Annotated in this window: 28 protein-coding genes; 18 read left to right on the top strand and 10 right to left on the bottom strand. The window is 61.5% G+C overall.

Annotated elements, in window-relative coordinates; translation table 11 throughout:
- Complete coding sequence (locus INHI_RS0114680) at positions 1-558, bottom strand: hypothetical protein (protein ID WP_027248122.1); 558 nt, start codon at positions 556-558, stop codon at positions 1-3.
- A gap of 3 nt (positions 559-561) precedes the next feature.
- Positions 562-1,557 carry an aspartate carbamoyltransferase catalytic subunit gene (locus tag INHI_RS0114675; RefSeq protein WP_036767108.1) on the bottom strand — a complete coding sequence of 332 codons (996 nt, stop codon included), beginning with the start codon at positions 1,555-1,557 and terminating at the stop codon, positions 562-564.
- 106 nt (positions 1,558-1,663) lie between these two features.
- Between INHI_RS0114675 and INHI_RS0114670 the strand changes: the two genes are divergently transcribed.
- The 4 genes from INHI_RS0114670 (at position 1,664) to INHI_RS0114655 (ending at position 8,070) form a co-directional block, all read left to right on the top strand.
- Positions 1,664-2,425, top strand: coding sequence for a uracil-DNA glycosylase (locus tag INHI_RS0114670; RefSeq protein WP_014873411.1), 762 nt, complete (start codon positions 1,664-1,666; stop codon positions 2,423-2,425).
- 76 nt (positions 2,426-2,501) lie between these two features.
- Complete coding sequence (gene moaB / locus INHI_RS0114665) at positions 2,502-3,044, top strand: molybdenum cofactor biosynthesis protein B (protein ID WP_014873412.1); 543 nt, start codon at positions 2,502-2,504, stop codon at positions 3,042-3,044.
- Between the two features lie 137 nt (positions 3,045-3,181).
- Positions 3,182-4,672 carry an efflux RND transporter periplasmic adaptor subunit gene (locus INHI_RS0114660; protein WP_027248120.1) on the top strand — a complete coding sequence of 497 codons (1,491 nt, stop codon included), beginning with the start codon at positions 3,182-3,184 and terminating at the stop codon, positions 4,670-4,672.
- 5 nt (positions 4,673-4,677) lie between these two features.
- Positions 4,678-8,070, top strand: coding sequence for an efflux RND transporter permease subunit (locus INHI_RS0114655; protein ID WP_027248119.1), 3,393 nt, complete (start codon positions 4,678-4,680; stop codon positions 8,068-8,070).
- Positions 8,071-8,107: 37 nt separating this feature from the next.
- On the opposite strand, the gene INHI_RS0114650 is transcribed toward INHI_RS0114655, so the two are convergent.
- Both INHI_RS0114650 and INHI_RS0114645 read right to left on the bottom strand, forming a co-directional pair.
- Complete coding sequence (locus INHI_RS0114650; RefSeq protein ID WP_014879010.1) at positions 8,108-8,617, bottom strand: NUDIX hydrolase; 510 nt, start codon at positions 8,615-8,617, stop codon at positions 8,108-8,110.
- A 32-nt stretch (positions 8,618-8,649) separates the two neighbouring features.
- On the bottom strand, positions 8,650-9,504 hold the full coding sequence (locus tag INHI_RS0114645) for a protein-disulfide reductase DsbD domain-containing protein (protein ID WP_027248118.1): 855 nt from the start codon (positions 9,502-9,504) through the stop codon (positions 8,650-8,652).
- Positions 9,505-9,682: 178 nt separating this feature from the next.
- Between INHI_RS0114645 and INHI_RS0114640 the strand changes: the two genes are divergently transcribed.
- The gene (locus INHI_RS0114640; RefSeq protein WP_027248117.1) at positions 9,683-10,240 is read left to right on the top strand and encodes a YqgE/AlgH family protein; all 558 of its coding nucleotides are present in this window, start codon (positions 9,683-9,685) and stop codon (positions 10,238-10,240) included.
- 35 nt (positions 10,241-10,275) lie between these two features.
- Here INHI_RS0114640 and INHI_RS0114635 read toward each other — a convergent pair whose 3' ends face one another.
- Positions 10,276-11,223: an L-threonylcarbamoyladenylate synthase gene (locus tag INHI_RS0114635; protein WP_014879013.1), complete on the bottom strand. Its 948-nt coding sequence runs from the start codon at positions 11,221-11,223 to the stop codon at positions 10,276-10,278.
- A gap of 132 nt (positions 11,224-11,355) precedes the next feature.
- Here INHI_RS0114635 and INHI_RS0114630 point away from each other — a divergent pair, with 132 nt between their 5' ends.
- From INHI_RS0114630 to INHI_RS0114605, 6 genes are all read left to right on the top strand, one after another.
- A complete protein-coding gene (locus INHI_RS0114630; RefSeq protein ID WP_027248116.1) occupies positions 11,356-13,062 on the top strand; it encodes an acyl-CoA dehydrogenase family protein in 1,707 nt (568 codons plus the stop codon).
- Positions 13,059-14,096, top strand: a complete 1,038-nt coding sequence (locus INHI_RS0114625; protein WP_027248115.1) for an MBL fold metallo-hydrolase — start codon at positions 13,059-13,061, stop codon at positions 14,094-14,096. The genes INHI_RS0114630 and INHI_RS0114625 overlap by 4 nt, the downstream gene beginning before the upstream one ends.
- Positions 14,097-14,120: 24 nt before the next feature.
- On the top strand, positions 14,121-14,585 hold the full coding sequence (locus tag INHI_RS0114620; RefSeq protein WP_027248114.1) for a DUF6173 family protein: 465 nt from the start codon (positions 14,121-14,123) through the stop codon (positions 14,583-14,585).
- A gap of 7 nt (positions 14,586-14,592) precedes the next feature.
- A complete protein-coding gene (locus INHI_RS0114615; RefSeq protein ID WP_254656886.1) occupies positions 14,593-15,153 on the top strand; it encodes a hypothetical protein in 561 nt (186 codons plus the stop codon).
- A gap of 88 nt (positions 15,154-15,241) precedes the next feature.
- Positions 15,242-15,376: an aa3-type cytochrome c oxidase subunit IV gene (locus INHI_RS0114610; RefSeq protein WP_014873423.1), complete on the top strand. Its 135-nt coding sequence runs from the start codon at positions 15,242-15,244 to the stop codon at positions 15,374-15,376.
- Between the two features lie 8 nt (positions 15,377-15,384).
- A complete protein-coding gene (locus INHI_RS0114605) occupies positions 15,385-16,053 on the top strand; it encodes a hypothetical protein (RefSeq protein ID WP_014879018.1) in 669 nt (222 codons plus the stop codon).
- Positions 16,054-16,132: 79 nt separating this feature from the next.
- Here INHI_RS0114605 and INHI_RS0114600 read toward each other — a convergent pair whose 3' ends face one another.
- Together INHI_RS0114600 and INHI_RS0114595 are read right to left on the bottom strand one after the other, a co-directional pair.
- Positions 16,133-16,468, bottom strand: a complete 336-nt coding sequence (locus tag INHI_RS0114600) for an AzlD domain-containing protein (RefSeq protein WP_014879019.1) — start codon at positions 16,466-16,468, stop codon at positions 16,133-16,135.
- The gene (locus INHI_RS0114595) at positions 16,465-17,190 is read right to left on the bottom strand and encodes an AzlC family ABC transporter permease (RefSeq protein ID WP_014873426.1); all 726 of its coding nucleotides are present in this window, start codon (positions 17,188-17,190) and stop codon (positions 16,465-16,467) included. The genes INHI_RS0114600 and INHI_RS0114595 overlap by 4 nt, the downstream gene beginning before the upstream one ends.
- 60 nt (positions 17,191-17,250) lie before the next feature.
- On the opposite strand from INHI_RS0114595, the gene INHI_RS0114590 reads away from it, so the two are divergent.
- The 5 genes from INHI_RS0114590 to INHI_RS0114570 all read left to right on the top strand — a co-directional run bounded on the left by INHI_RS0114590 (position 17,251) and on the right by INHI_RS0114570 (position 21,407).
- Entirely contained in the window at positions 17,251-18,153 is a 903-nt protein-coding gene (locus INHI_RS0114590) for a formate dehydrogenase accessory sulfurtransferase FdhD (RefSeq protein ID WP_014879020.1), read from the top strand.
- A gap of 62 nt (positions 18,154-18,215) precedes the next feature.
- A complete protein-coding gene (mobA, locus tag INHI_RS0114585; protein WP_027248111.1) occupies positions 18,216-18,857 on the top strand; it encodes a molybdenum cofactor guanylyltransferase MobA in 642 nt (213 codons plus the stop codon).
- Positions 18,854-19,345: a molybdopterin-guanine dinucleotide biosynthesis protein B gene (gene mobB, locus INHI_RS0114580; RefSeq protein WP_014873429.1), complete on the top strand. Its 492-nt coding sequence runs from the start codon at positions 18,854-18,856 to the stop codon at positions 19,343-19,345. Before mobA ends, mobB begins: the two co-directional genes overlap by 4 nt.
- The gene (locus INHI_RS0114575; protein ID WP_014879022.1) at positions 19,342-20,154 is read left to right on the top strand and encodes a hypothetical protein; all 813 of its coding nucleotides are present in this window, start codon (positions 19,342-19,344) and stop codon (positions 20,152-20,154) included. The genes mobB and INHI_RS0114575 overlap by 4 nt, the downstream gene beginning before the upstream one ends.
- A complete protein-coding gene (locus tag INHI_RS0114570) occupies positions 20,151-21,407 on the top strand; it encodes a molybdenum cofactor synthesis domain-containing protein (protein ID WP_027248110.1) in 1,257 nt (418 codons plus the stop codon). The genes INHI_RS0114575 and INHI_RS0114570 overlap by 4 nt, the downstream gene beginning before the upstream one ends.
- 11 nt (positions 21,408-21,418) lie before the next feature.
- Here INHI_RS0114570 and INHI_RS0114565 read toward each other — a convergent pair whose 3' ends face one another.
- From INHI_RS0114565 to INHI_RS0114550, 3 genes are all read right to left on the bottom strand, one after another.
- Positions 21,419-22,432: a hypothetical protein gene (locus INHI_RS0114565; protein WP_027248109.1), complete on the bottom strand. Its 1,014-nt coding sequence runs from the start codon at positions 22,430-22,432 to the stop codon at positions 21,419-21,421.
- A gap of 108 nt (positions 22,433-22,540) precedes the next feature.
- A complete protein-coding gene (gene greA, locus INHI_RS0114560) occupies positions 22,541-23,011 on the bottom strand; it encodes a transcription elongation factor GreA (protein ID WP_014873433.1) in 471 nt (156 codons plus the stop codon).
- A gap of 531 nt (positions 23,012-23,542) precedes the next feature.
- A complete protein-coding gene (locus INHI_RS0114550) occupies positions 23,543-23,926 on the bottom strand; it encodes a VOC family protein (RefSeq protein ID WP_014879025.1) in 384 nt (127 codons plus the stop codon).
- Positions 23,927-24,092: 166 nt separating this feature from the next.
- On the opposite strand from INHI_RS0114550, the gene soxR reads away from it, so the two are divergent.
- Both soxR and INHI_RS0114540 read left to right on the top strand, forming a co-directional pair.
- Entirely contained in the window at positions 24,093-24,587 is a 495-nt protein-coding gene (gene soxR, locus INHI_RS0114545; RefSeq protein ID WP_027248107.1) for a redox-sensitive transcriptional activator SoxR, read from the top strand.
- A gap of 157 nt (positions 24,588-24,744) precedes the next feature.
- Positions 24,745-26,394 carry an electron transfer flavoprotein-ubiquinone oxidoreductase gene (locus INHI_RS0114540; protein ID WP_027248106.1) on the top strand — a complete coding sequence of 550 codons (1,650 nt, stop codon included), beginning with the start codon at positions 24,745-24,747 and terminating at the stop codon, positions 26,392-26,394.
- Positions 26,395-26,503: the final 109 nt, after the last annotated feature.

The raw sequence follows: 26,503 nt of genomic DNA, 5'->3' as shown, positions 1-26,503 counted from the left end.
TCAGGTTGCCAGCATCAGGACGGCGAATAGGATCAGCGCCATCACAATCGCAAAGATCGTGGCCCCGATGCGCCGCGCGCGGGAGCGGGCCTCCCGCGGGGAGGGGCGTGGCGCCGAGTAGAGTTTGGCGCTATCGGGGGTGTCGTCGGGGTGGCTGGGTAGACTGGTCCAATCCGCCCCCACCTCACTATAGCCGCCAATATGTCGAATTTGACGGGCCGGAGTGAGACGCGTTTCCTCGCCCCGCAGCGCGCGGGAGCGCAGGAGCAGCACATAGCCTTCAATCCCGGTGAGTTTCTGTGTGTCTGAGGCCAGCTGCTCATTCGGGATACCGCAGCCGTCACGCAGATAGCCGACAAGCCCCAGATCCTCCAGATCGCTCACCGGGAAGATCTCCACGTGATCCAGATCTATATCTTCAATTCCCAGAACCTGCGCCAGCGCGCCGGGTTCTCGCAGGAAACGCGCCTGTTCGGGCCGCATGTCGAGGTCGAAGACATGGATCATCCTCTGCTCACCTGCGGCGATGCTGAAGGGTTGTGCAACCAACTCAGCCATGGATCAGGCCACGCCCGGTTGCGCCGCTGCCCGCTCGCGGCTGGTGCGCAGGTTGCGGGCCAGAAGGTCCATGGCGGCCATGCGGACGGCGACGCCCATTTCGACCTGTTCCTGAATGACCGAGCGGTTGATGTCATCGGCAAGCGTGCCGTCGATTTCAACGCCCCGGTTCATTGGGCCGGGGTGCATGACGATGGCGTCGGGTTTGGCCAGCGCCAGTTTCTCCGCATCAAGCCCGTAGCGATGGTAGTATTCGCGCTCCGACGGGATGAAGCCGCCATCCATACGCTCCTTCTGGAGGCGCAGCATCATGACCACATCCACGTCTTTCAGGCCTTCGCGCATGTCGTCGTAAATCTCGGCGCCGAAGTCGGCAAAGTGGCCGGGCACCAGTGTCGGCGGGCCAATCAGGCGGATGCGGTTCTCCATCTTGCCCAACAGGATCAGGTTCGAGCGCGCCACACGGGAGTGGGCCACATCACCGCAAATTGCGATGTTCAGCCGGTGCAGACGGCCTTTTGCACGGCGGATGGTCAGCGCATCCAGCAGCGCCTGTGTAGGGTGCTCATGCCGCCCGTCGCCGGCATTCAGTACCGCGCAGTTTACCTTCTGCGCCAAGAGATCCACGGCGCCGGAATGCGGATGGCGCACCACCAGAAGATCTGGGTGCATCGCGTTCAGCGTCATCGCGGTGTCGATCAGGGTTTCCCCCTTTTTGATTGAGGAGGCCTGCATCGCCATGTTCATCACATCCGCGCCCAACCGCTTGCCCGCGATTTCAAAGCTGGCCTGCGTGCGGGTGGAGTTCTCAAAGAACATATTGACCTGGGTCAGCCCCGACAGCGCATTGGCGTGTTTGTCGGGACGCCGGTTCAGCTCTGCATAGCTGTCCGCGAGATCAAGGATCGCGGTGATTTCATGCGGTTTCAGCGGTTCGATGCCCAGAAGATGCCGTTGAGAAAAGGCCATCGGATCAGGTGACGAGGTGGCTGTGGGCATGGGCAGGCTCCGCGATGTTTGCGCTCTTATAGCAGGGCTGTGACCTGCGGCAAGCGGTGCGCACAGCGGGTATTTTGATCCGTCGCAAGGCGGGGTAGCTTGGGGTATGGAATCGGCATTGGATTATCACAGCGCCCATGCGCTCTTGGCCTGGCAGATTGAATTGGGGGCGACCGATGCGATCGGTGACGCGCCCGTCAATCGTTATGAATTGCAGGCGCGGCTGCCCAAACCCGGCGCAGCGGCGGCTGAGGTGGCACCGGCGAAACCTCGGGACATTGATCCGGTTGAGGTGGCCCGACAGATGGCGGGTGCAGCAGGGTCGCTGGAGGGCCTTTATGAGGCGCTGGGGCAGTTTGAACACTGCGAGTTGAAAAAAGGCGCGCGCAATCTGGTGTTTGCAGATGGTCAGCCCGGTGCCCGCGTCATGGTGGTGGGCGAGGCGCCCGGCCGCGACGAGGATATTGCAGGCAAACCGTTTGTGGGCCGGGCCGGGCAGCTGTTGGACCGGATGCTGGCGGCCATCGGGCTGTCTCGTAAGGACAGCGTCTATATCGCTAATGTGCTGCCCTGGCGGCCGCCGCAGAACCGCGATCCCCTACCGGCAGAAATCGCCATGATGACGCCCTTTCTGGAGCGTCATATCGCGCTGGCAAAGCCGGATATCCTGATCGCTATGGGCAACATCAGCTGTGATGCCTTGCTTGGCAAACGCGGAATCACCCGGATGCGCGGCACCTGGCAGGAGGCGCAGGGCAAGCCCGTCATGCCGATGTTCCACCCGGCTTATCTGTTACGCCAGCCCGCGCAGAAACGGGCAGCCTGGGCTGATCTGCTGGAGATCAAGGCCCGGCTGACAGCGGACTGAATCTAGCCCAAATCTCGGGGGGTCTTCGGCATCATTCTTCAAGACTGTGAAAACATCAGAAATAAGGGCCACGACCATGGCGCAACGCGACAATAGCAAGGATTTCATTCCGGTTCGGATTGCGGTGCTGACCGTATCGGACAGCCGGTCACTGGCTGAAGATCGCTCCGGTCAGGTGCTGGTTGACCGGCTGGAAACGGCGGGACATGTGCTGGCGGATCGCAAGATCCTGCCGGATGAACGGGAGGAAATTGCCGGCCAGCTGCGGGACTGGGTCGCCAACCCGGAGATTGATGTTGTGATCTCAACCGGAGGCACTGGTCTGACCGGGCGCGATGTCACGGTCGAAGCGCACCGCGATGTCTACGAGAAGGAAATCGATGCGTTTGGAACTGTTTTTACCATCGTGTCGATGCAGAAAATCGGCACTTCGGCCGTGCAGTCACGGGCCACGGGCGGGGTTGCGGGGGGCACCTACCTCTTTGCGCTGCCGGGAAGCCCGGGGGCCTGTAAGGATGCCTGGGATGAAATCCTCGTGAAGCAGCTCGACTACCGGCATCGGCCCTGCAATTTCGTGGAAATCATGCCACGACTTGACGAACATTTGCGCCGCAAGTGAGACGGAATTGATCCGCGACTGCGTGTAACCTCGTATAGCTTTGTGCAAACTGGTATTCTCCGGCTCTGACGGCGTGCATGCATGTGTGTGTCGCGGCGGTGGTGGACCGGTTCGTTTGGCCGATTGAGGAATTGAGTATGCGTTTTTTGCGGCAAACGGTGATTGGGGTTTTCCTTGCGGCGCTGACGGCGGCGCTGCTGCTCTTGGCGGTACAGATGGTCCTGTCCGCGATCCAGACCCGTATGGGTGAGGAGCGCCGCGCGCCACCGGCTCGCGAGCGGGTGTTTGCTGTGAATGTTGTGCGGGCCGAGCTTGGGGCGGTGCAGCCTGTGCTGACCGCCTTTGGCCGGATCGAAAGCCGTCGTAGGCTGGAACTGCGCACGGCAGCGGCGGGTCGGGTGGTGCAGCTGGCGCCTGGGTTTGAGGATGGCGGCGACGTCACGGCGGGCAGCTTACTTGTGCAGATCGACCCGGCCGATGCGCAGGCGGCCCTACAGCGCGCCGAAGCGGACATGATGGATGCGGAGGCCGAAACCCGTGAGGCCCGGCGCGGATTGGCGCTGGCGCAGGATGAGCTGTCGGCAGCCGAAGATCAGGCGACTTTGCGGGCCCGGGCGCTGGACCGGCAGCAAAATCTGGAAACCCGCGGTGTTGGGTCTGCTGCAACAGTGGAAGTGGCGGAACTGGCTGCTGCACAGGCCCGGCAGGCGGTGATCTCACGCAGGCAGGCGCTGTCCTTGGCGGAGGCGCGTATTGATCAGGCGGTAACGCGGCTGGCGCGGGCGCAGATTGCGCTGGATGAGGCCCGTCGCAATCTTGACGACACGACCATCATCGCCGCTTTTGACGGAACTTTGCAGTCGGTCAATCTGGTTGAGGGGCGGCTGGTATCGGCCAATGAAAAGCTTGCGGATCTGGTGGATCCGGCGCAGCTGGATGTGGCGTTCCGGGTTTCGACCGTACAATACGCCCGGCTGCTGGACGCTGCGGGGCAGCTGCTCTCGGCGCCGGTAGAGGTGACGCTGGACGCAACCGGTGCGGCGCTGAAGGCGCCTGGCGTGGTGGTGCGAGACAGTGGCGATGCAGGTGAGGGGCTGGCCGGCCGATTGATCTACGCCCGGCTGAACCGGGCGCTTGGTTTCAAACCCGGTGATTTTGTCACGGTGGAGGTTGAGGAACCGGTGGTGAGCGACGTGGCCCGGCTGCCCGCATCGGCGCTGGGGTCCGACGGGACCGTGCTGCTGCTGGGAGAGGATGACCGGCTGCAGGCGCTGGACGTGACATTGGTGCGTCGGCAGGGGGACGATGTGCTGCTGCGTGGCACAGGGCTGGAGGGTCGCGAAGTTGTCACCGGGCGCACGCCTCTGCTGGGCGCGGGCATCAAAGTGCGACCACTGCGGCAGGGCGCAGAGGTTACCGGTGCCAATCCTGACGCCCCGCGCGACACCGCTGCGGCGGAGGCTGAACTGATTGAACTGTCGGAGGATCGCCGGGCCAGACTGGTCGCCATGGTCGAAGGCAATAGTCGGATGCCGGAGGCGGTGCGGGCGCGGATGCTGGAACAGCTGGCCGCCGCAAAGGTCCCCGCGCGGCTGATCAACCGTATTGAAACCCGGATGGGGGGCTAGGGGTCATGCTGCGGAACCTCCCCCGCTCGGCTGGCGGCGTTCTGAGCTATTTTACCCGTCACCGGACCTTGTCGAACCTGCTTTTGGTACTGCTGCTGGTGCTGGGCGCAGCGGCGATTCCCAATATGCGGGCGCAGTTCTTTCCGGATGTGATTGTGGACCGGGTGTCAGTCTCTGTCGAATGGGAAGGGGCCGGGCCTGAGGACATCGACAGCGCCATTGTGCAGGCGCTGGAACCTGCGCTGCTGGCGGTTGACGGGGTCGAAAGTTCCAGTGCCACATCGCGTGAGGGGCGCGCCAGCATCTCGCTGGACTTTGAGCCGGGCTGGGACATGGCGCGCGCAGCGGATGATGTGCAGAGTGCCGTAGACGGAATCACCACACTGCCGGAGGAGGCCGAAGACCCGAGTGTGCGTCGCGGGGCGTGGCGCGATCGGGTCACGGATGTGGTGATCACTGGGCCAATCGCACCGCGCCAGTTGGGACTGTTTGCAGATGAGCTGGTTGTGCGCCTGTTTGAGGTGGGTGTCACCCGCACCACGATCCGGGGCATTGCTGCTCCGCAAACCATGGTCGAAGTGCCCTCTGCCAGCTTGATTGCCCACGATATCGCAATGGCTGATATTGCGGCGGCGATTGCGGCGGAGGTTGATGCCAATCCGGCTGGTGACGTGAGTGGCGCCAATGCGCGCATCCGCACTGGCAGTGAGAAACGCACGCCGGAGGAGCTGGCGGGCATCGTGTTGCGAACCAATCCGGATGGGTCGGCCCTGACGGTTGGTGACGTTGCTACGATCCGGGTCGAGGGCGTGGATCGCAATCGCTCCTATTTTGTCGGGGACAACCCTGCGATGTCGATCCGGGTGGACCGGTCGGATCAGGGCGATGCCATCGATATTCAGCATCAGGTCGAAGATGTGGTGGAGGCCTTGCAGGCCAGCCTGCCGGATGGTGTCAGTGCGGATCTGATCCGCACCCGCGCCGAAGCGATCACCGGGCGTCTGGATATCCTGGTCGATAATGGGCTGATGGGTCTGGGTCTGGTGCTGGCGCTGCTGTTCCTGTTTCTTAATGCGCGCATCGCCTTCTGGGTGGCCGCAGGCATTCCGGCAGCAATGTTTGCCGCCATTGCGCTGATGTATATGGCGGGGCTGACCATCAATATGATCAGCCTGTTTGGCCTGATCATCACCCTTGGCATTGTGGTGGATGACGCAATCGTGGTGGGGGAACACGCCGATTTCCGTGCGCGGCGTCTGGGCGAACACCCGGTTGCCGCGGCAGAGAACGCCGCGCGCCGCATGGCGATGCCGGTTTTCGCAGCCACATTGACCACGGTTATCGCGTTTTTCGGATTGGTGTCGATTGGTGGGCGGTTTGGCGAGTTGATCCGAGATATCCCTCTGACGGTGATTGCGGTGCTTCTGGGATCGCTGATCGAATGTTTCCTGATCCTGCCAAATCATCTGGCCCATGCGCTGGCACATAGTGCCAAGGAGCATTGGTATGACCTGCCCAGCCGTGTGGTAAACCGGGGGTTCCGCCGCCTGCGCGACACTCTGTTCCGGCCTTTGATGGCGCTGGTGGTTCGTGCCCGCTACGTGGTGCTGGCCGCTGCTGCGGTGATCCTGGCGAGCCAGCTGGCGCTGTTCATCGGCGGCGACGTCAAATGGCGGTTTTTCAACGCGCCGGAGCGCGGATCGGTCACCGGGAATTTTGCCATGGCTGAGGGGGCAACGCGGGCGGATACGCTTGCAATGATGCAGGAAATGCAGCGCGCGGTAGAGGCGCTGGGACAGGACTACGAGGCACGGCATGGCCGCAACCCGGTTGATTTTGTCATGGCCGAAATTGGCGGTAATGCGGGGCGTGGTCTGGCCGGGGTGGATGCCAAGGACAGCGATCTTCTGGGGGGGATTTCGATTGAGCTGATTGATGCCGATCTGCGGCCATACTCCAGCTTTGCCTTTGTGGCGGAGCTGCAGGACAGTGTGCGCCGTCACCCGCTCGCGGAGACGGTATCGTTCAGAGGCTGGCGGTCGGGTCCAGGTGGCGATGCATTGGATGTGCAGTTCAGCGGCGCTGCTGTCGAGGTGCTGAAAGCAGCGTCCGAGGATCTGAAAACCGCTGTCCTGCGCTACCCGGAGGTGTCGGCGGTTGAGGACAATCTTGCCTATGACAAGGAAGAGCTGGTGCTCGAACTGACACCGCAGGGGCGCGCGCTGGAATTCACGGTGGAGACGCTGGGGCGGGCCTTGCGGGCACGGTTGAACGGCATAGAGGCGGCAACCTATCCGGATGGGCCGCGCAGTGCCGCAATCCGGGTCGAACTGCCGGAGGGTGAGTTGACCGCCGATTTCCTGGAGCGCACGCTGATGCGCAGCCCGGCAGGGGTCTATCTGCCCTTGGCCGATATCGTGTCGGTGACCCAGCGTACCGGGTTTTCCACCGTGCGACGTGAAAATGGTGTCCGTGTGATCAGTGTCACCGGGGATATCTCAGAGGATGATCCGGCACGGGCACAGGCAATTGTCACAGCGCTGCAAGAAGAGATCCTGCCGAAGATCGCCAGCGAGCGACAGGTGGATTGGCAATTGGCTGGGCTGAGTGAGCAGGAAAACGAATTTCTGAATGACGCCAGAACCGGATTGATCCTATGCCTGACGGGGATTTATCTGGTGTTGGCATGGATCTTTGCCAGCTGGACGCGGCCCTTGGTGGTTATGGCGATCATTCCTTTTGGGCTCGTCGGGACGATCTGGGGGCACTACCTCTGGGAGGTGCCGCTGTCGATGTTCACTGTGGTTGGCCTTTTGGGGATGACAGGCATAATCATCAACGACTCGATCGTATTGGTGACAACCATCGACGAATACGCAGAAGAGCGCGGGCTGATCCCGTCGATCATTGATGGGGCTGCAGATCGATTGCGACCGGTGATGCTAACGACTCTGACGACCGTTCTGGGGCTGGCTCCGTTGATGTATGAAGGTTCGCAGCAAGCGCAGTTTCTTAAACCCACAGTGATCACGCTGGTCTATGGCCTTGGGTTCGGCATGTTCCTGGTGCTGCTGGTTGTGCCCGCGTTGGTGGCGGTGCAGGCGGATGTGGCGCGTCCCTTTGCAGCGCTGCGGCGGGGGCTGTCGTCGCGGGCTGGTGACCTGCGTTGGCTGACGCTGGGGCTTGGTGCGGCGCAGATCCTGTGGCTGGCGCTGACTGTTGGCTATGCGATGGCGGTTGGGGCGCTGCATCCGGTGTTGAGAGCCGCCGCGCCGGAGCTGGTGGAGATGGATCCACTGCGCGCTGGCCTGTTGCTGTTCGTGATCGGCGCGGTGCTGCTGAGCCTGATGACCTATGTTACAGCGCGGATACTGGGGGGACGTCGCGCAGCTATCTGATGAGCGGCTGCCACTTGTTCGAATGGCGAAATGAAGGTCAGGCGCCCGTTGCGCGACGCTGCCGTTTCTGGGCAAGGGCGGCAACCTCCGCCACCTGATCGATCAGCATACGATCAGGGGTGGCACCAAAACGACTGGTCAAATCGGCGACCGGCACCCATTGCGCCTGTAGGGCATCATCATCCGGGGCTGGCTGACCGGAGACGTAGTCACAGAGCACAGCGACTAAGAGATACTGTCGTTGAACCTCGCCGGCTTCATCGCGCAGCATGACATCGACATGAGTCAGGACTTCACGCGGGGTTGCGATGACGCCGGTTTCTTCAAGCAGTTCACGGGCGGCAGCCTGCATCGCAGTTTCGCCCAGTTCAACATGGCCGCCGGGGAAACCCCACCAGCCTGCATTCGGGGGCGATCTGCGCTGGACGAGGATCACCCGATCGCCGCTTTGGCTGGATTGGCAGACCACGGCGAGAGCGCCAAGGATCGGGCGCAGGGGCTGATTGTGACCACCGGAGCTATCAGGGGCGGCTGCGTCGTTTGACATGGCTGGATCCGATCCGGCTGATAATCCCCTTATTAGTGTCGGGTGCAGCCTTGAATGTCCACCGCATGGTTGCGCCCAAGCACGGTAAACCGCATCTGTGAGCGATCAACGGCGAAGGGGCCACCCTCAGCGGAGATGATCTCGGTCTTAGCAGTCAGGTGGCGGCCCTGCCGGGTGGTTGTCGTCTCGGTAGTCACCAAGGTGGGCGGGCCGGGCTCAACCACCACGATCTCATCTCCGCCTGCGCTGGGCATGGTGATCCGGGCGACGAGTTCCATGCCGTAGCGGCTGGGTGTGATCGCACAGGTTGCGGCCTGCACGCCGGCTTCTTTGGCCGACCACGGACGATCCGCCAGCGCTGCCACAATCGCTGGATTGCGGCGGCTGTTGGGTTTTAGCGGGCGATCAAAGCGCAGTTCGGAGGGGATGCAGACATCTTTACAGATGCCCAGCTCCATCCGGCCTTTCAGTCGCAGTGGCTGGCCCGGTTTGGCGGGGGTGATTTCAATCGGAAGCACCAGTTGGTCATGGTAGCCGATGGTGCGAAATCCGGAGGTCAGAAAAACCTCGGGCGTGGGCCAGCGGATTTCGACCGCACCGACGTTGCGCGATCCCCGCCAGCTGAACCGGGGTGGGATGCCGGCGTCACCGGGTGCGCGCCAGTAGGTTTTCCAGCCCTCCGAGAGCGTCAGTCGCAATGCACCCATATGTGTGCCGCGCCGGGTCGCACCACCATCCAGCACCTCAATCTGCACGATGTCGGACATTTGCTCGGCTGATGTGCTGGTGGGCAAGGCTAGCAGTCCCAGCACAAGAGGTGTGCCAAGACCCTTCGCCAGTGATCTGACAGCTGTCGCGAGAGCAGAGAGAAACGGATGTGTCTTCATGCCAGATTACATGCGCAATTCCGCCTGAAATGCCAAGTCACGTTCCGGTCAGCGCCAGCGAGCCGACGCTTTGGTACGGCTTGGCCTTGAACCTCTTGCTGTGGGTGGCCATTGTGAGAGGGCAGGCCCGTCGCCGCGTTACGGATGACGGCAATTACAAAAAGGACGACAGCTTCATATGGATCTTACCGGCGAACTGCTGATTGCGATGCCCGGCATCGGTGACCCGAGGTTTGAACATTCGCTGATCTTGCTGTGCTCACATGAAGACGATGGCGCAATGGGGTTGATCGTGAACAAGCCCGCTGCGGGTGTCGATTTGTCCAACCTTCTGGAACAACTGGATATCACACCGCGCAGTGCAGAGGAGGCAGCGCTGCCGGTCCGTTTCGGTGGACCGGTTGAGACGCAGCGTGGCTTTGTGCTGCATTCGCCTGAGTATAAATCCAACGTCAGTTCTCTGCGGGTGGCAGAGGCGTTTTCAATGACTGCGACCGTGGATGTATTGGAAGACATCGCAATGGGGCGCGGGCCTGAACAGGTCATGGTGATGCTGGGTTATGCCGGTTGGGGCCCGGGGCAGTTGGAAACGGAAATCGCCAATAATGGCTGGCTGAACGCTCCGGCAACACCGGAGCTGGTGTTTGATCTGGATGATACCACCAAATGGGAGGCGGCCTTGCGGTCGCTGGGTGTTGATCCGCTGACCCTGTCGACCAGTGCCGGTCACGCCTGACCGATCAAGATAAGCTGACGTTTGGGGGCTGCCGATCAGCGCGGCGCTGCGGCGCGGCGCAGGCGGTCGTTGATGGCGACGCCCAGCCCGGCGTCCGGGATGGGGGCGACTGCGATAGGCTGCGCTCTGGCGTCGAGGCGGTGCAGGTGGCCAAACAATTGCGCTGCCGCCTCGCGCAGGTCGCCGCTGGCGGAGAGGTTCAAATCACACTCCATGGCGCCAAAACCAAGGTAGAGTTCGCCGTCTTGCGGGGTTGTCACGTTCAGGCGGACGCTGGCGCGGGGGGCATAGTGCGACAGCAGCTGACCCGGCGCGGTCAGCGGATCGCTGGCATCGCGCAAATGCAGGGTGTGGCCTAGAACGGCTTCAATCTCTTCTGTGGCGAGTCCACCGGGACGCAGCAACAGGGGGGTGCCGGTAGCCAGCCCGATGATTGTTGACTCCACGCCAACGCCGCAGGGGCCATCATCAACAACTGCAGCAATGCGCCCACCGAGACCGGCGATGACATGGGCTGCGGTTGTCGGACTGATCCTGCCCGATGGATTGGCCGAAGGCGCGGCAACCGGGCCATCCAGCACCGATAGCAGCGCGCGGGCGGCGGGATGGGCAGGAATACGGATACCGAGGGTGTTCAGCCCGGCGGTGACCAGAGGCGAGATACCGTGGTCCTCACGCAGCGGCAGGACCAGCGTCAGCGGGCCAGGCCAGAAGGCCTCCGCCAGTGTGTCGGCGATATCAGACCAGATCACATGGCGCTGGGCTGTTTCGACCGAATGGACATGCGCGATCAGCGGATTGAAGCTGGGGCGTCCCTTGGCGGCATAAAGCGCCTCAACCGCGTTGGTCTGGCGCGCGTCGGCGCCCAGTCCGTAGACGGTTTCTGTCGGAAAGGCGACAAGCTGGCCTTCCTTCAACAGGTCCGCAGCGGTGCTGATTTCCTGCGGCTGAGCGGTCAGGAGGCGGGTTGTAGGGCTGGACATGGCTGGTGACGCGGCGTTTTGGTTGCTTGAATAAGGGGCCCGGTTAGGTAATCGGACAAGACGTTCAACATAAAGGTTTGGGGCAATGATGCCAAGGCTGCCCCGACCAGCTCTCTCTGAAAGAGGCCAGACATGACCTTCCGCGCCCCCGTTCCCGAGTATCAGTTTCTTCTGAACCACATCGTTGGCTATAGCGATATTTCCGCAACCGACCGGTTTAGCGAGGCGAGCGACGATGTCGTGACTGCGATTCTGACCGAAGCCGGAAAATTCTGTGATGAGGTGATGGCGCCCTTGAACCGGGGCGGGGACCTCCAGCCGGCACATCTTGAAAACGGGGTGTTGCGCACATCGCCGGGCTATGCCGAAGGGTGGCAGGCGATCTCCGAGGGGGGCTGGATCGGCATGAGCGCCTCTGAGGCGTTTGGCGGCATGGGGCTGCCGATGACCCTGACCACCGCCGTAAATGAAATGATGTCGGGCGCCTGTCTGTCGCTGCAGCTGGCACCGCTGATGAGCCAGGGTCAGATCGAGGCGCTGGAACATCACGCCAGCGATGAGATCAAGTCGCTTTATCTGCCGAAGCTGATTTCCGGTGAATGGTCCGGCACCATGAACCTGACCGAGCCGCAGGCCGGCTCCGACGTGGGGGCGCTCAGCTCGAAGGCGGATCCGTTGGACGACGGTACCTATGCGATCAGTGGGCAGAAGATTTACATCTCCTGGGGTGACAATGATTTTGCGGGCAATATCTGCCATCTGGTGCTGGCGCGCCTGCCTGATGCGGCACCCGGAACCAAGGGAATTTCCCTGTTTCTGGTGCCCAAGTACCTGCCCGATGCTGATGGGAATCCCGGCAAAGCCAACGACCTGAAGGTGGTGAGCCTGGAACACAAGATGGGTCTGCATGGTTCACCAACCTGCGTGATGCAATATGATGGTGCGATCGGCTGGATGATTGGTCAGCCGGGCGGTGGTCTGGCGGCGATGTTCACCATGATGAACAATGCCCGTCTGGGTGTTGGTGGTCAGGGCGTTGGCATTGCTGGAGCAGCTTATCAGAAGGCGCTGGCCTATGCGCTGGAGCGCAAGCAGGGAAAATCTGCGTCTGGCACCATCGTTGATCATGCGGATGTACGCCGGATGCTGATGGAGATGAAGGCAGATCTCTTCGCTGCGCGCGCGATCCTTCTGGCCTGTTCGCAGGCGATTGATATGCAGACGGCCACCGCGACGCAGGAGTGGGCAGCGCGGGCTGCCTTCCTGACGCCGATTGCCAAGGCCTTTGGCACTGAAACCGGGATGCGGGTTTCTGAGACCGGTGTGCAGGTGCACGGCGGTATGGGATTCATTGAAGAAACCGGCGCGGCGCAGTTCTATCGTGATGTACGTGTGACGGCGATCTACGAGGGCACCAACGGCATTCAGGCGATGGATCTGGTGGGGCGCAAGATGATGGACGGTGGCGATATGGCGCACCGTTTGATCGACGAGATCGAGGAACAGGCCGAGCGCGCGCGCACCACCCATCCGAATATGGCCGAAGCGGTCTGGCAGGCCTGCGAATCCCTGCGCGAGGCGACCGAATGGCTGACGGCACAGGATGATATGGACGAGCGTTTCGCCGGGGCGGTGCCGTTCCTGCATGCGTTTGCGCGGGTTCTGGGCGGGCACTACCACCTGGCGGCGGCGATGGCTGATATCGGTGGCCCGCGTGAGAAGCTGGCGCGTTTCTACATCAACCGGATGTTGCCGGAACACGCTGCACTGCTGGCCCATGCGCAGTCGGGGAGCGCGGGCGCGCGGGCGCTGACTTTGGATGAGCTGGCCGACGGATGACCAGTCCGCGCCCAGACGGCCCATGGGCTGAGCCACCCGCGCAGGGCGAGGCGATCGAGGTGGCGGAGGGCGTCCTCTGGATGCGCTTGCCACTGCCGATGAAGCTGGACCATGTGAACGTCTATGCTCTGGATGACGGCGATGGCTGGACCGTCGTGGACACAGGTATGTCGTCGAACAAGACCCGTCGGATCTGGGAGCAGCTGATGGCGGGACCCTTGGGCGGCAAACCGGTTCGCCGGGTGGTCGTGACGCATCATCACCCGGATCATATCGGCAATGCGGGGTGGTTCCAGTCGGAGCATGGTGCGGAGCTGGTGACCACGCGCACAGCCTGGCTGTTTGCACGTATGCTGACACTGGACGTGCAGGAGAGCTGGCCGGAGGAGACACTGGCGTTTTATCGCAGTGCCGGAATGGATCCGGCAATCTATGACGCGCGGGTGGCGGAGCGGCCATTCAATTTCTCCGATACGGTTTATCCCATGCCACTTGGGTTTACCCGCATCAAACAGGGCGATGTGCTGCGCATGGGTGGGCGTGACTGGGACATCCACATGGGCAATGGTCACGCGCCTGAGCACGCAACCTTCTGGAGCCGTGATGACAATCTGGTGATCACCGGCGATCAGATCCTGTCCTCTATCAGCCCCAATATCGGCGTTTATGCGACGGAACCGATGGCCGATCCGGTGGCAGAGTGGCTGGAGGCCTGCGAGCGTCTGGCACCACTGACACGGGCTGATCAACTGGCCTTGGGCGGGCATAAGTTGCCATTCCTCGGCCTGCCGCATCGCATGGCGCAGCTGATCGACAATCATCACGGCGCGCTGGCGCGGTTGCTTGACCACCTGGATGAGCCGCGGACTGCGGCTGAGTGCTTTGCGCCGCTGTTCAAGCGCAAGATCGGAGGGGGGGAATACGGGCTTGCTTTGGTCGAGGCGGTGGCCCATGTAAATCATCTGTACCATCTGGGTCAGGTGGACCGCAGCCGCCGGGCTGACGGGGCCTGGCTCTACCAGCGCAAGGGGTGATCGACCCCTGGAAAGGGAGAGATCATGACAGATGAGATCGCAACAAGCGCCGAGGCCGTCGAGGCCGCTATTCTGCCCTGTGTACATGAGGTCCATTCAGATCCTGATGCCTGCTCAGGCATCAAAAAGCTGCCTGAGCCGCTGCAAAAGCCGGTTGCAGATAAAAGCGCTGCACGCTGGGCCTATGAGCGGCTGATCCTCTATATCAAGAACTTCGAGGAGCAGCTCGACGGCGAGCATGAGGTGGCCATGGGCTTTGCCGGTGGCGATGCGGGCGTGATGCGGATTGAAGGCATGGGGTATTTTGATCCCGATATGATCACATATTATGGCAGCGACTCCAGCGGTGCGCGCACGCAGCTGGTGCAGCACGTCAGCCAGCTGAATGTGATGTTGCGGGCGTTGCCCAAGCGCAACGAGGCGGCACCCGCCAATCGGATCGGCTTTCGTCTGGTCTCTGATCTTGAGGGCGAGGGGTCTGAGACCTGATCGCGGGGTGGCGCTATCCTTATGGGGCGGCATTGCGTTGTTTTGCTGCATTGCCGCGGGCGCTGCTGACGCGGATACGGATGTGCCGACCGGATATTGGGAGCGGCTGGAGCGCGCCGCGCATCGCGCGCTGATGCAGGAAGTTGCAGCGGCTGGCGGTGCGACGGCGCCATTCACCACAGATGGGTGTAGCGGTGGTCTGTCGGCGATCTGGCGGCAGATGAGCGGAAAGTCTGGGGCTGATGGCGGACCGCCATTTGAGGTGTGCTGCATTGCCCATGACCGGAAATATCACAACGCGGCTGGGATTGGCGGTGCGGATATAGCCGTGTCGGAAGCGGTAGAACTGTCCGTGGCTAGCCAACGTGCGCGGCTGGTCGCGGATCAGGCTCTGCGCCGCTGCGTAGAGACAAATCTAAGCGCCAAAGACCCCACAATCGCCAATCTTGCGTCACCAGTGGCGGCAGCGATCTACGCGGCCGTGCGATTCGGCGGCGCGCCCTGCAGTGGGTTGAGTTGGCGTTGGGGATATGGCTATCGGCCCTGTCGTGGCAATTCCACCCGATGATTTGATCCGGCTGCGCCCGATTGACGTGGTGACAGGGTCTGCGAAATCCAGTATTCAGCGGAAAACAGACGCGAATAGGAATGGACACATGGCTGACCATAAGCACGGTTCGATGGATATCACCGTTCAGGAAAAGACCTACAACGGCTTCCTCAAATTCACCACTCGGTTCTGCATTGCGGCGCTGCTCTTTGCGGTGTTCCTTGCAATCTTCGCGACCTGATCACCCTCGTGAGTGGTTCTGATCTCAACGTGCGTTCCGGTGTTCGGCGGCTGTCGACTGGGTTGCGATTTGCAGCTCTCGGTCTGGCAGTTGCCGCGCTGACGGCCTGTGCGGCCCAGCAGCAGCCCAATGCCGATGACGCCACGCTGGAGCGGGTGGCCTATCGTCACAATGGTCCGCCTGCGCTGACGCTGTATACTATGATCAACAACCGCACCGGCAAGGGCGCGCATACATCGCTGATGGTCAACGCCTCGGAGCGGGTGATCTTTGATCCGGCGGGCTCGTTCTATGCGGATGTGGTGCCAGAGCGCGACGATGTGCTGTTCGGCATCACGCCGGGTGTAGAGAAAGCCTATCGCGGGTCTCATGCGCGCAGCACGCATCATGTGGTGGTGCAGCGGCTTGAGGTGACGCCGGAGCAGGCGCAACGGGCCTATCAACTGGTTCGGGCGAACGGGCGCGTGCCGGGTGCGTTTTGTGCCAATGCTACGGCGTCAATCCTGAAACAGGTTCCTGGGCTTGAGAGCCTGAACGTGACCTTCTATCCAGGCAATCTGTCTGAGCAGTTCGGCGCCCTGCCGGGTGTCACAACGGAGCGCTACCGGGAAAATGACAGCGCAGACCTGCAAGAGGGGCTGGCGAAGAATAACGCGGCGCTGAACGCGGGCGGCTGATCACCTCGGCGCTTGCCAGGACCGAAGATATTGAAAAGCCGCAGCATCGCCTGCGGCTTTTGCTTTTTGCCGGAATAGATCAGCCTGAGAACAGAAACAGCAGCAGGAAACCGATCGCGCCGCTGCCCATGGCGATCAGCACATTTCGCGTCCAGTAGCCAAGCGCAAAGACAGCGGCGGCGACCGCCAGATGCGGGAGACTGGGCGTGCCGCCTGTTGGCGTCGGCCAGACCACGAGAGGTGTCACCAGCGCCGGAATGATCGCCACCGCAGTGTACCGCAGATGGCGCATCAGCCATGGTGGCATACTGCGCCCACCCATCAGCCCGATAAAGGCGAAACGCAGGGCAAAACTGCCAATGGCAAGGCCAATAATAATAGTCCAGAGCAGCGTCGGATCGGGGGACTGGGTCATGACGGGTCCTTTGCAATTTGGCGGCGCTCCAGCCAGACCTCGGCCTGGGCACCGGCCATCATGCCGACGAGGCCTGCAACAATCAGGCCAAGGTTATAGGGCAGCGCAGTTGCAGGCAGGGCAGTGACGACGGCGGCGAAACAGGCGACAACGTGGGCCGGCGTCCGCAGCATTGGTCCGATCATGGCCAGAAACGCGAGCGGCAAGACAAAATCGAGCCCCCAGCTCGCCGGGATCTGGGTGCCGACCAATGCACCGATATAGGTTGCGACCATCCAGCCCGGCGCCACGCAGCCATTGGTGCCAAAGAAATAGGCCATGCGCTGGGATAGGGTCATCTGCGGATGGGTTTCGAACTGCACAATCGAGAGCGCATAAGACTGATCAACCGTCAGATACGCCGCACAGGCGCGCTGCCACAACGGGGCGCCGCCGAGGTACGGTGTGAGCGATGCCGAATACATCGCGACCCGCAGGTTCACGGCCAGAGCTGAAATCAGGATGATCACCAGTGGCGTGTTTTCCTCCATCAGCTGCAAAGCAGTAAACTGTGCCGACCCGGCGAAGACAGAGAGCGAGAAGATCATTGCTTCGGGGACAATCAGTCCCGCTTCGGCGGCGAGAACGCCAAACAGCAGCCCAAATGGTCCGGACACCAGAAGGAAAGGTGCGCCATCACGAAAGCCCTTCCAAAACGCCGATTTCGTGGTGGTGATTGCCATGATCTGGTCCTAGAGTTACTACTCAGATGGCATAAGCCTGGTGGCGGAGGTTTGCAATTGATGATGGCTGAAGAAGGCTCTGATCTGGCGTCGGTATTGGCTGAATACGTGATCGCCCCTGCGCCCGCAGATGTCCGGCTAACGCGGGCGGTTCAGGGAATCGATCACGCCGGCACGGTAACGGAAATCTCGGTGGTGGAGGAACGGCCGCTGACGATCTACCTCAACCGTCAGGAAATCGTGACGGCGATGACCATCGGGGACTATCCTGAGTATCTGGCGCTCGGCTTTCTGCGCAATCAGGGTATGTTGCACCCTGGTGATGAGATTACGGCCATCGATTATGACGAAGAGCTGGAGACGGTGGTGGTGCGAACCGCCGTTGAGACCTCTTATGAGGATAAGCTGCAGAAAAAGACCCGAACATCCGGCTGTGCCGTGGGCACTGTGTTTGGCGATATGATGGAGGGGCTCGAGGGGGTCGTGCTGCCACAGACACCCGTACGCAGTTCCTGGCTTTATGCACTTGCGCATAAAATCAACCGCACCCCCTCGCTCTATCTTGAGGCAGGCGCCATTCACGGCACGGTGCTGTGTCAGGAGGATCGCCCGCTGGTCTATATGGAGGACGTGGGGCGGCACAACGCCGTGGACAAGATTGCGGGTTGGATCCAAAGCACTGGCGCGGAGGTCTCCGACAAGATCCTCTATACGACCGGACGGCTCACCTCGGAGATGGTGATCAAAACCGCGATGATGGGGATCCCGGTGCTGGTGTCGCGATCCGGCTTCACCGCCTGGGGTGTCGAGATCGCACAGGAGCTTGGCCTGACACTTATCGGCCGGATGCGTGGGCAGCGGTTCATCTGTCTGTCGGGCGAGGCGCGGCTGATCCGGGATACCGATCCGGCCAAAGTGCCTGTAGAGGCAAAGGCGCATCGGCGCAAAAGCGCGGAGCGATAGGCGCTTTACATGCGGGCTATGCTTCTGAAACCACCTCATTTCGGGCGCCGAGAGGAGATGTCATGAAACAAAACGGACCATTGGGCATCATTCTCGCAGGAGGTCTCGCCACCCGCATGGGGGGCGGCGACAAGGGGCGCCTGCAGGTTGGCGGGTGCAGCCTGATCCGTCATGTGATTGACCGCCTGTCGCCGCAGGTGGAGCTGATGGCATTGAACGCCAACGGAGAGCCTGCGCGTTTCGATGACCTGGGGCTGCCGGTGATTGCGGACAGTATTGACGGGTTTGCCGGGCCGCTGGCCGGTGTGCTGGCGGGATTGGACTGGGCTGCAGAACAGGGAGCTGACAGCATCGTGACCGTTGCAGCCGATACGCCCTTTTTTCCGCAGGACCTCGTCGCGCGTCTCAGCGAAAGCGCCACCGGGCAGATGCATCCACTGGTGCTGGCAACAACGCCGCGGACCGGAGAAGAACTGAAATCCGGTGGGCGCAGCCGGGTAAATCGACATCCAACCTTTGGCCTCTGGCCGGTGGCCCTGCGCGATGACCTGCGTGCGGCCTTGCAGGGTGGCTTGCGCAAGGTTGTGCTCTGGACGGATCAGCACCAGGGGCGCGAAGCCCTGTTTGAGGCTGGCCCGTTTGATCCTTTTTTCAACGTCAATACACCGGATGATCTGGCACGGGCGGAGGCATTGCTGCGATGAAGGTCTACGGTGTCACGGGCTGGAAGAACTGCGGCAAGACCGGCTTGATGGAGCGACTGGTCGCTGAGTTCTGTCGGCGCGGCCACAGCGTCTCGACGTTAAAACACGCTCATCACAGCACGGATGTGGATCAGCCGGGCACCGACAGCTATCGTCACAGGACGGCGGGGGCGGCTGAGGTTATCCTTGCTTCGCCAAACCGGGTGGCCATCATGCAGGAATTGCGTGGAGCGGATGAGCCGAGCTTCGTTGAGCTGCTGTCCCGGTTGCGCCCCGTCGATCTGGTGTTGGTCGAAGGTTTCAAACGTGAGACCCACCCGAAGATCGAAGCTTATCGTACGGCGGCCGGGCAGACGCTTATTGCGCCCGAGGACGCGACGATCCGCGCCGTCGCCAGCGATGTTCCACTTCATCTGGACCGACCGGTGTTTGATCTGGACGATACGGCCGCGATTGCCGATTTTATCGCGGGGGAGATTGCGCTGTGATCCCGTGGCAGAGTTTTGCCATGGTGGACTGGTCGGGTGGCAAGGACCGGGGGGCAACCCCGTGCAAAGATGCGATCTGGGCCTGCGTCCGTCGTGACGGTGCCACCGGCGACCCTTTATACTTGCGCAATCGCCAGCTGGCAGAGGATTGGCTGGCCGGTCTGATTGAGGCCGAACTGACGGCCGGGCGCAGATTGCTGCTTGGGTTCGATTTCCCCTTTGGCTACCCAGCTGGATTTTGCAGGGCTGTGACTGGATCAGACGATCCGCTTGACCTCTGGCACTGGTTCGAGACGCGCATTGAGGATGCGCCGGGCGACAACAACCGGTTTGATCTCGCCGGAAGTATCAATCGGCAGTTTGGCGGTCAGGGGCCGTTCTGGGCCAATGGTCTAAAGCGGGATATTCCGGGGTTGCCACGCAAGAAAGACAATTACCGCAATCCGTTTCCCGAGCGCCGCGCAGTTGAGCATTACGACAAGCGCAGTTTCACCTGCTGGCAAATGGCCGGTGCAGGAGCGGTTGGCAGTCAGGTGATGATGGGGCTGCCGGTTTTGGATCGTTTGCGCCGCCGCTTTGCTAGACAGGTTGCGGTCTGGCCGTTTGAGCCACTGGATAAACCGGTGGCATTGGTCGAAATCTGGCCGACACTGCTGGCTGGGCCGGGGCCGAACCACTGGATCAAGGATGCCTGGCAGGTGCATAAGGTGGCGCTGGAACTTGCGGGCCTACCCGTGGCAGAATTGCAGCAGCTGTTGACCGTCACCGCGCCCGAAGAGGGCTGGATCCTGGGAGTGGACCAAATATGACCCTTGCCCCACCGCCATTGCGCAATGACTGCTTTGCTTTGCCTGCCGGGGTGGACTGGACGCCGGTGGATGTTGCACTGGAGCATCTGCGACAGAACCTGACTGCGGTGACTGCGGTTGAGCTTGTATCGCTGGCCGAAAGCCTTGGCCGGGTTCTGGCCGAGGATGTGTTTGCGGCCCGCAGCAACCCGCCGCAGGCGAATACCGCCGTGGATGGTTACGGGTTTGCAGGCCCGGCAGAGGATGGCCCGCAGGTCATGCCGCTCACTGAGGGGCGGGCGGCTGCCGGGTTGGCCTATGAGGGAGAGGTCGCCGCCGGACGGGCCATTCGTATTCTGACTGGTGCGGCGCTGCCTCCGGGGGTGGATACCGTGATCCTTGAGGAGGACGTCAGCCGGGAAGGCGCCGAGATCGCCTTTCACGGGCCGCTGAAGAAGGGCGCTAATACCCGCAAGGCAGGCGAGGATGCTGTGGCCGGTGATCTGATCCTGTCCAAGGGACGGGCGATTACGCCTGCGGATCTGGCGCTGGCCTCGGCGACGGGGGTGTCTGAACTGCCAGTGCGGCAGCTGCTGCGGGTTGGGGTTCTCTCCACGGGCGATGAGCTGGTGGAGCCGGGCGAGCCTGCGGCGGCAGGGCAGATCTATGATGCTAATCGTCCGATGTTGTTGGGGGTGCTGACACAGATGGGATTTGTCGCTGTGGATCTGGGCAAAGCGCCGGATGATCGTGCGGCCTTGCGGGCCTGTCTTGATCATGCGGCGACACGGGTCGATGTGATCCTGACCAGCGGCGGTGCCTCTGCGGGGGATGAGGACCATATGTCGGCATTGTTGCGCGAAAGCGGCGCGATGCAGCAGTGGCGGATTGCCTTGAAACCCGGCCGACCTCTGGCGTTGGGGCTGTGGCAGGGGGTGCCGGTGTTTGGTCTGCCGGGGAATCCGGTGGCGGCGATGGTCTGTACCCTGATCTTTGCCCGTCCGGCCATGGGGCTGATGGCGGGGGCAAGCTGGACCCTGCCGCAGGGCTTCGATCTGCCTGCGGCCTTTCAGAAGCGGAAAAAGCCGGGGCGGCGGGAGTATCTGCGCGCCCGTGTGCGGGATGGCAAGGTTGAGGTGTTCAAATCCGAAGGGTCAGGGCGGGTCAGTTCGCTCAGCTGGGCGGAGGGTTTGGTTGAACTGGCAGATGGCGCCGCGACGATCCAACCCGGTGACCCAGTGCGTTTCATTCCCTACGCAAGTTTCGGCCTGTAAGCCGCGCGGTCCTAGTCGAAGGTGCCAGCCACACGACCCAACAGCATGAAGGCGCGCGCGGTGCGCGTTTCGCCCAGCGATGAAATATCTGTATCGCTCGCCTCTTCCTCGAACTCGGCCAGCATCTGATCAAAGCGGCGCAGGAAGTGATGGGCCGCATCGCGAAAGATCGGATCCTGCTTCATCCGGGCGGAGGTCAGCGCAAGGGAGCTGCGGTCGCGGATGCCGCCAAGCGCGGCCACGGCGCGCCCTCGGGTACCTTGGGCGAACTGACGCCAGATCTCAGGACGTGCCATATCGGGGCGCAGATCATCCATATAGATGCCATCCTGGCTGAGCAGTGTCAGCACATCCTGCGCGGCTTGAATAACCTGTGCAGCCTTACGATCCTGCAGTGCCAAACGGAGCGCGGCAAAGCCCTCCTCATCCTCTGCGGTTTCTGGGAAGTTCAGTGCGCGGATCAACTGGCCGGAGGGCAGGGGGGCGGCCAGATCCTCGGCAGGGGTGCCAAGTGCCAGAAGCCCCTGATCGGTCACCTCACCCCCTGCGGCGGCCGTGGCGATCCCAGGCATCGGCCGGTCACGACGGCTGGTGTGGAAGGTGGCGAGGGCCGTTTCCGTTTTGCGGGTTGCGGCGGCGATTTCATCCAGCTTGCGGGTTACCGAAGGTTCGGCAACCGAGGCCGCCTGTTGGGCATGGGCGATGTAGGCGTTGCGCATCCCGTCGATGGCAGCGTGGAGCCGTTGTGATTCATCCCGCATCACCTGCGCTGAGCGCAGGGCGATGGCGCCCACCCAGATGAGCAGTACCGGCAGGATTACCGCGACGATGCGCAACAGAATATCCGACCATCCCGCTGCTGGCGCGTCTGGTGTGCCGCCCAATACAAAAATCGCGACAACTGCCAGAAACCACATGGCGCTGAGCCCGAGTGCCGCGGCCTCAATGAGGCCAAAGACCGGGCGTTCCGGTGGCGTATCAAGGGCGCTGGTGGGCGTTGCGGCTGGGGAACTGGAACGGGTCATACTGTTGCTCGGAAACAGGGGCGCGGTGGGTTGGCATATGCCGCGGGACGCGGCGGCTGGGTGAGATTGGCGGGGCGCCTATATGGCGCGCCACGCCGATGCAGTGTGTCAGGCGTAGATGATCTTGAGGATCTCATAGGCGCGGTCCCCACCGGGGGTGCGGACTTCGACGCTGTCGCCTTCTTCTTTGCCGATCAGGGCACGGGCGATGGGTGATCTGATGTTCAAAAGACCGGCTTCGATATTGGCCTCATGTTCGCCGACAATCTGCCAGGTCTTTTCCTCATCGGTGTCTTCGTCGACGACGGTGACCTTGGCGCCGAACTTGATCGCGCCGGAGAGTTTTGCCGGGTTGATCACATCGGCCAGCGACAGGATGCCCTCCAGCTCTTTGATGCGGCCTTCGATGAAGGACTGTTTTTCGCGTGCGGAATGGTATTCGGCGTTTTCCGACAGATCGCCCAGCTCGCGGGCTTCGGCGATGGCCTTGATGATCGCCGGGCGTTCCACCGATTTCAGGGTCTTCAGCTCAGTTTCGAGGGCGGCGTGACCCGTTGGGGTCATCGGGATCTTTTCCATGTCTGTGTCCAGATATCGTGTCAGGTTTGGCCACCGGCCGTGGCGGTTCGCGTCTATAGGAAAACCGGTTTGTCCCACTGCCGAACTGACAGCGGGACAAACCGGTTGTGTCACATTTACCTGACCCAATCCTGCCGCCGAATGCAAGAGGGCGGGGTCGCCTGTCCACAGCGATTTCATGCCAACAGGCGGAAAACTCCGCTTTTTCAGACGTTCCCGGACAGAGGGTCGGCGAAAAACTTGCAATGTGTCGGCCAGTTTAGGTCCGGTTTTGTCACCATTGCGGCAGCGCCTTTATGGGGTCAGGGACCCTCCGGCAGGCCGGATGTCTTGCCAGTCAGGCTGTGGCGGGGAACCCGCGGCCGTGGATCCAGCCGCTGTAGCAAGCTGATCAGGCGGTCGACCGGGGGAGATCGGTGGATCTGTTGCAGCTGGCCTATCGTCGCGCGCTGCTGTGAGAGCATCTTTGGGGCGGGGGGCCGCCGCCGGGTGGGCAAAACCGCGCGCGGGTGGCTGCTGTGCCAGAGAAGATCAAGCATCATATTGTACCACCTCGAATTCGATATTGTCCCGGTCTCGGAAATAGAACCTGCGACCCGGTTCATAGTCGTGATGCTCACCTGGGGTGAAGCCAGCCGCGCGGACCCGTGTTTCGACGGCGTCCAAATCATCGACAACAACGGCAATATGATTGAGCCCTCCGTTTACGGTGTAGCTGGTCGGGGCATCGGCCAGTGGTTCTGGGGGGCGGTAAAGCGCAAGATAGCTGTCGGCCTCCCCCACATGCAGGCTGTAGCCGCCGCTGATGGCTTCCCCCTGCCAGCGAATGTGCCAGCCAAATACATCCTGCATCCAGGCTGCGGTGGTTTCTGGAGAGGACACGGTGATGTTTGCGTGTTCAAGACGTACGGTCATGTCAGGCTCCTTTGTGTTTTCTCTTGCCTGATTGAGTCGTAATTTCTAAACCTAACTTTAGCTCAAGCATTTTTTTTGATATTTTGTGATTTTTCTCAGTCTGCGGATTCTGGCGCTGTGAAATCTCAGGGACTGTAAGGGCTCAGTGACTGTAAGGGAGTATCCCATGGCTGCATCTCACGGGTTGACCATCGGCTATCTGGCGGAGCGCACGGGCCTCGCGGTGTCGGCCATTCGCTACTATGAGGCACAGGGGTTGGTTGAGCCTTGGCGCAATACGGGCGGGCAGCGGCGATTTCATCGGGCTGATCTGCGGCGGTTGAGTTTCATCATGATTGCGCAGAAGTTTGGCTTCACCCTGCCGGAGATCCGCGACTTTCTGAAAAGTCTGCCGGGTGGGAGGACCCCGACCAAGGCAGATTGGACCGATCTGTCTGCCGCCTTTCGTAGCCATCTGGATGCCCGAATCGAAACGCTGGAGCGTTTGCGCGATAATCTGGATGGCTGCATCGGCTGCGGCTGCCTGTCTTTGCCCACCTGCAAGCTGTACAACCCGGATGACGCTGCCGCTGCCAAGGGGCAGGGGCCGCGCTATCTGATGGGAGATAAGCCCTCAGAAACAGTGAACGACGGGAATACTCTTCCAAATGACGAAAACTGACGCTCGAATTGTCGCATTTGAGGGTTCTACAGCAGTGTAACGTAGAGTTTGGATTGACCAGTGCCTCTGCCAACCGCTAAGCAACCGCGAAACAAAATTACGCCAAGGACACGCCGTCCGTATCGGATGGCCCAGACCTACAGCCAAGGAGCCCTCAATGGCCGAGATTGAACGTGAAGCGATGGAATACGACGTTGTGATCGTTGGGGCAGGCCCGGCTGGTCTGTCTGCGGCGATCAGACTGAAGCAACTGGACAGCGATCTTCAGGTCGTGGTGCTGGAAAAAGGCTCAGAAGTGGGCGCGCACATCCTGTCCGGGGCGGTTCTGGACCCATGCGGTCTGGATGCGCTGATCCCCGGCTGGAAGGAGAAAGGCGCGCCGCTGAACGTGCCGGTCAAGGACGACAATTTCTACATGCTGGGCGAGGCGGGGCAGATCCGTATCCCCAACTTCCCGATGCCGCCGCTGATGAACAACCATGGCAATTACATCGTCTCTATGGGCAATGTTTGTCGTTGGATGGCCGAGCAGGCAGAGGAACTGGGCGTCGAAATCTTCCCGGGCATGTCCTGTTCTGAACTGGTCTATGGTGATAATGGCGAAGTCAAAGGCGTGGTTGCCGGTGTCTTTGGTCTGGAGGCTGATGGCTCCTATGGTCCCAACACCGAGCCGGGGATGGAGCTGCATGGCAAATACGTCTTCCTGTCCGAAGGTGTACGCGGTTCGCTTTCCAAGGAAGTGATTGCCAAATACGGCCTTTCTGATGACAAAGAGCCGCAGAAATACGGCGTTGGCATGAAAGAAATCTGGGAGATCGACCCAGCCAAGCACAAAGAGGGCTCTGTCACCCATACGATGGGTTGGCCGCTGGGCTCCAATGCTGGCGGCGGCTCCTTCATCTATCATCTCGACAACAATCAGGTTTACGTCGGTTTCGTGGTTCACCTGAACTACAAGAACCCGCATCTTTACCCCTACATGGAATTCCAGCGTTTCAAGCACCATCCGATGGTGGCTGAGCTGCTGAAGGGCGGTAAGCGCGTCGCCTATGGCGCCCGTGCGATCACCGAAGGGGGCTATCAGTCGATGCCGAAGCTGGTCGCGCCCGGTGTGGCCCTGCTGGGCTGTTCTGCGGGCATGGTCAACGTGCCGCGCATCAAGGGCAACCACAACGCTATGCTGTCGGGCAAAGCCGCTGCAGAGGCCGCCTATAACGCGATCAAGGCGGAGCGATCGGGCGATGAGCTGGCCGACTATGAGGTAAACGTGCGCGATGGCGCGATCGGCACAGACCTCAAGAAAGTGCGCAACGTCAAACCGATGTGGTCGAAGTGGGGCCTCACCGCGTCGCTGGCCTTTGGTGGCGTGGATATGTGGACCAACACCCTCTTTGGCTTTTCCTTCTTTGGCACTTTGGGCCACGGCAAAAACGACGCCGAGGCAACCGAGGAAGCCTCCAAACATAAGCCGATTGATTACCCCAAGCCCGATGGCGTGCTGTCCTTTGATCGTCTGACCAACGTGGCCTTTGCGGCGACCAACCACGAGGAAAGCCAGCCTTGTCACCTGCGGTTGGGCAATCTGGACACGCCGATCAGTGTTAACCTGCCCAAATTCGCCGAACCTGCGCAGCGCTACTGCCCGGCTGGTGTCTATGAGGTGGTCGAAAAGGATGGCAAACCGGAGTTTGTCGTGAACTTCCAGAACTGCGTTCACTGCAAGACCTGTGACATCAAGGATCCGAGCCAGAATATCACCTGGACCACCCCGCAGGGGGGTGACGGGCCGAACTACCCGAATATGTGATCGCTTCTCGAGCGGTTTCGGCGGGTATTTGCCGGAATAATGGGGGCAGCCTGCGGGCTGCCCCATTGCGTGTTATGGGGTGGCGCTCTACGCTTTGTGGCGAGGCAGA

It is taken from the genome of Phaeobacter inhibens DSM 16374 (assembly GCF_000473105.1).
GTDB lineage: Bacteria > Pseudomonadota > Alphaproteobacteria > Rhodobacterales > Rhodobacteraceae > Phaeobacter > Phaeobacter inhibens.
This window is presented reverse-complemented; position numbering and strand designations above follow the sequence as displayed.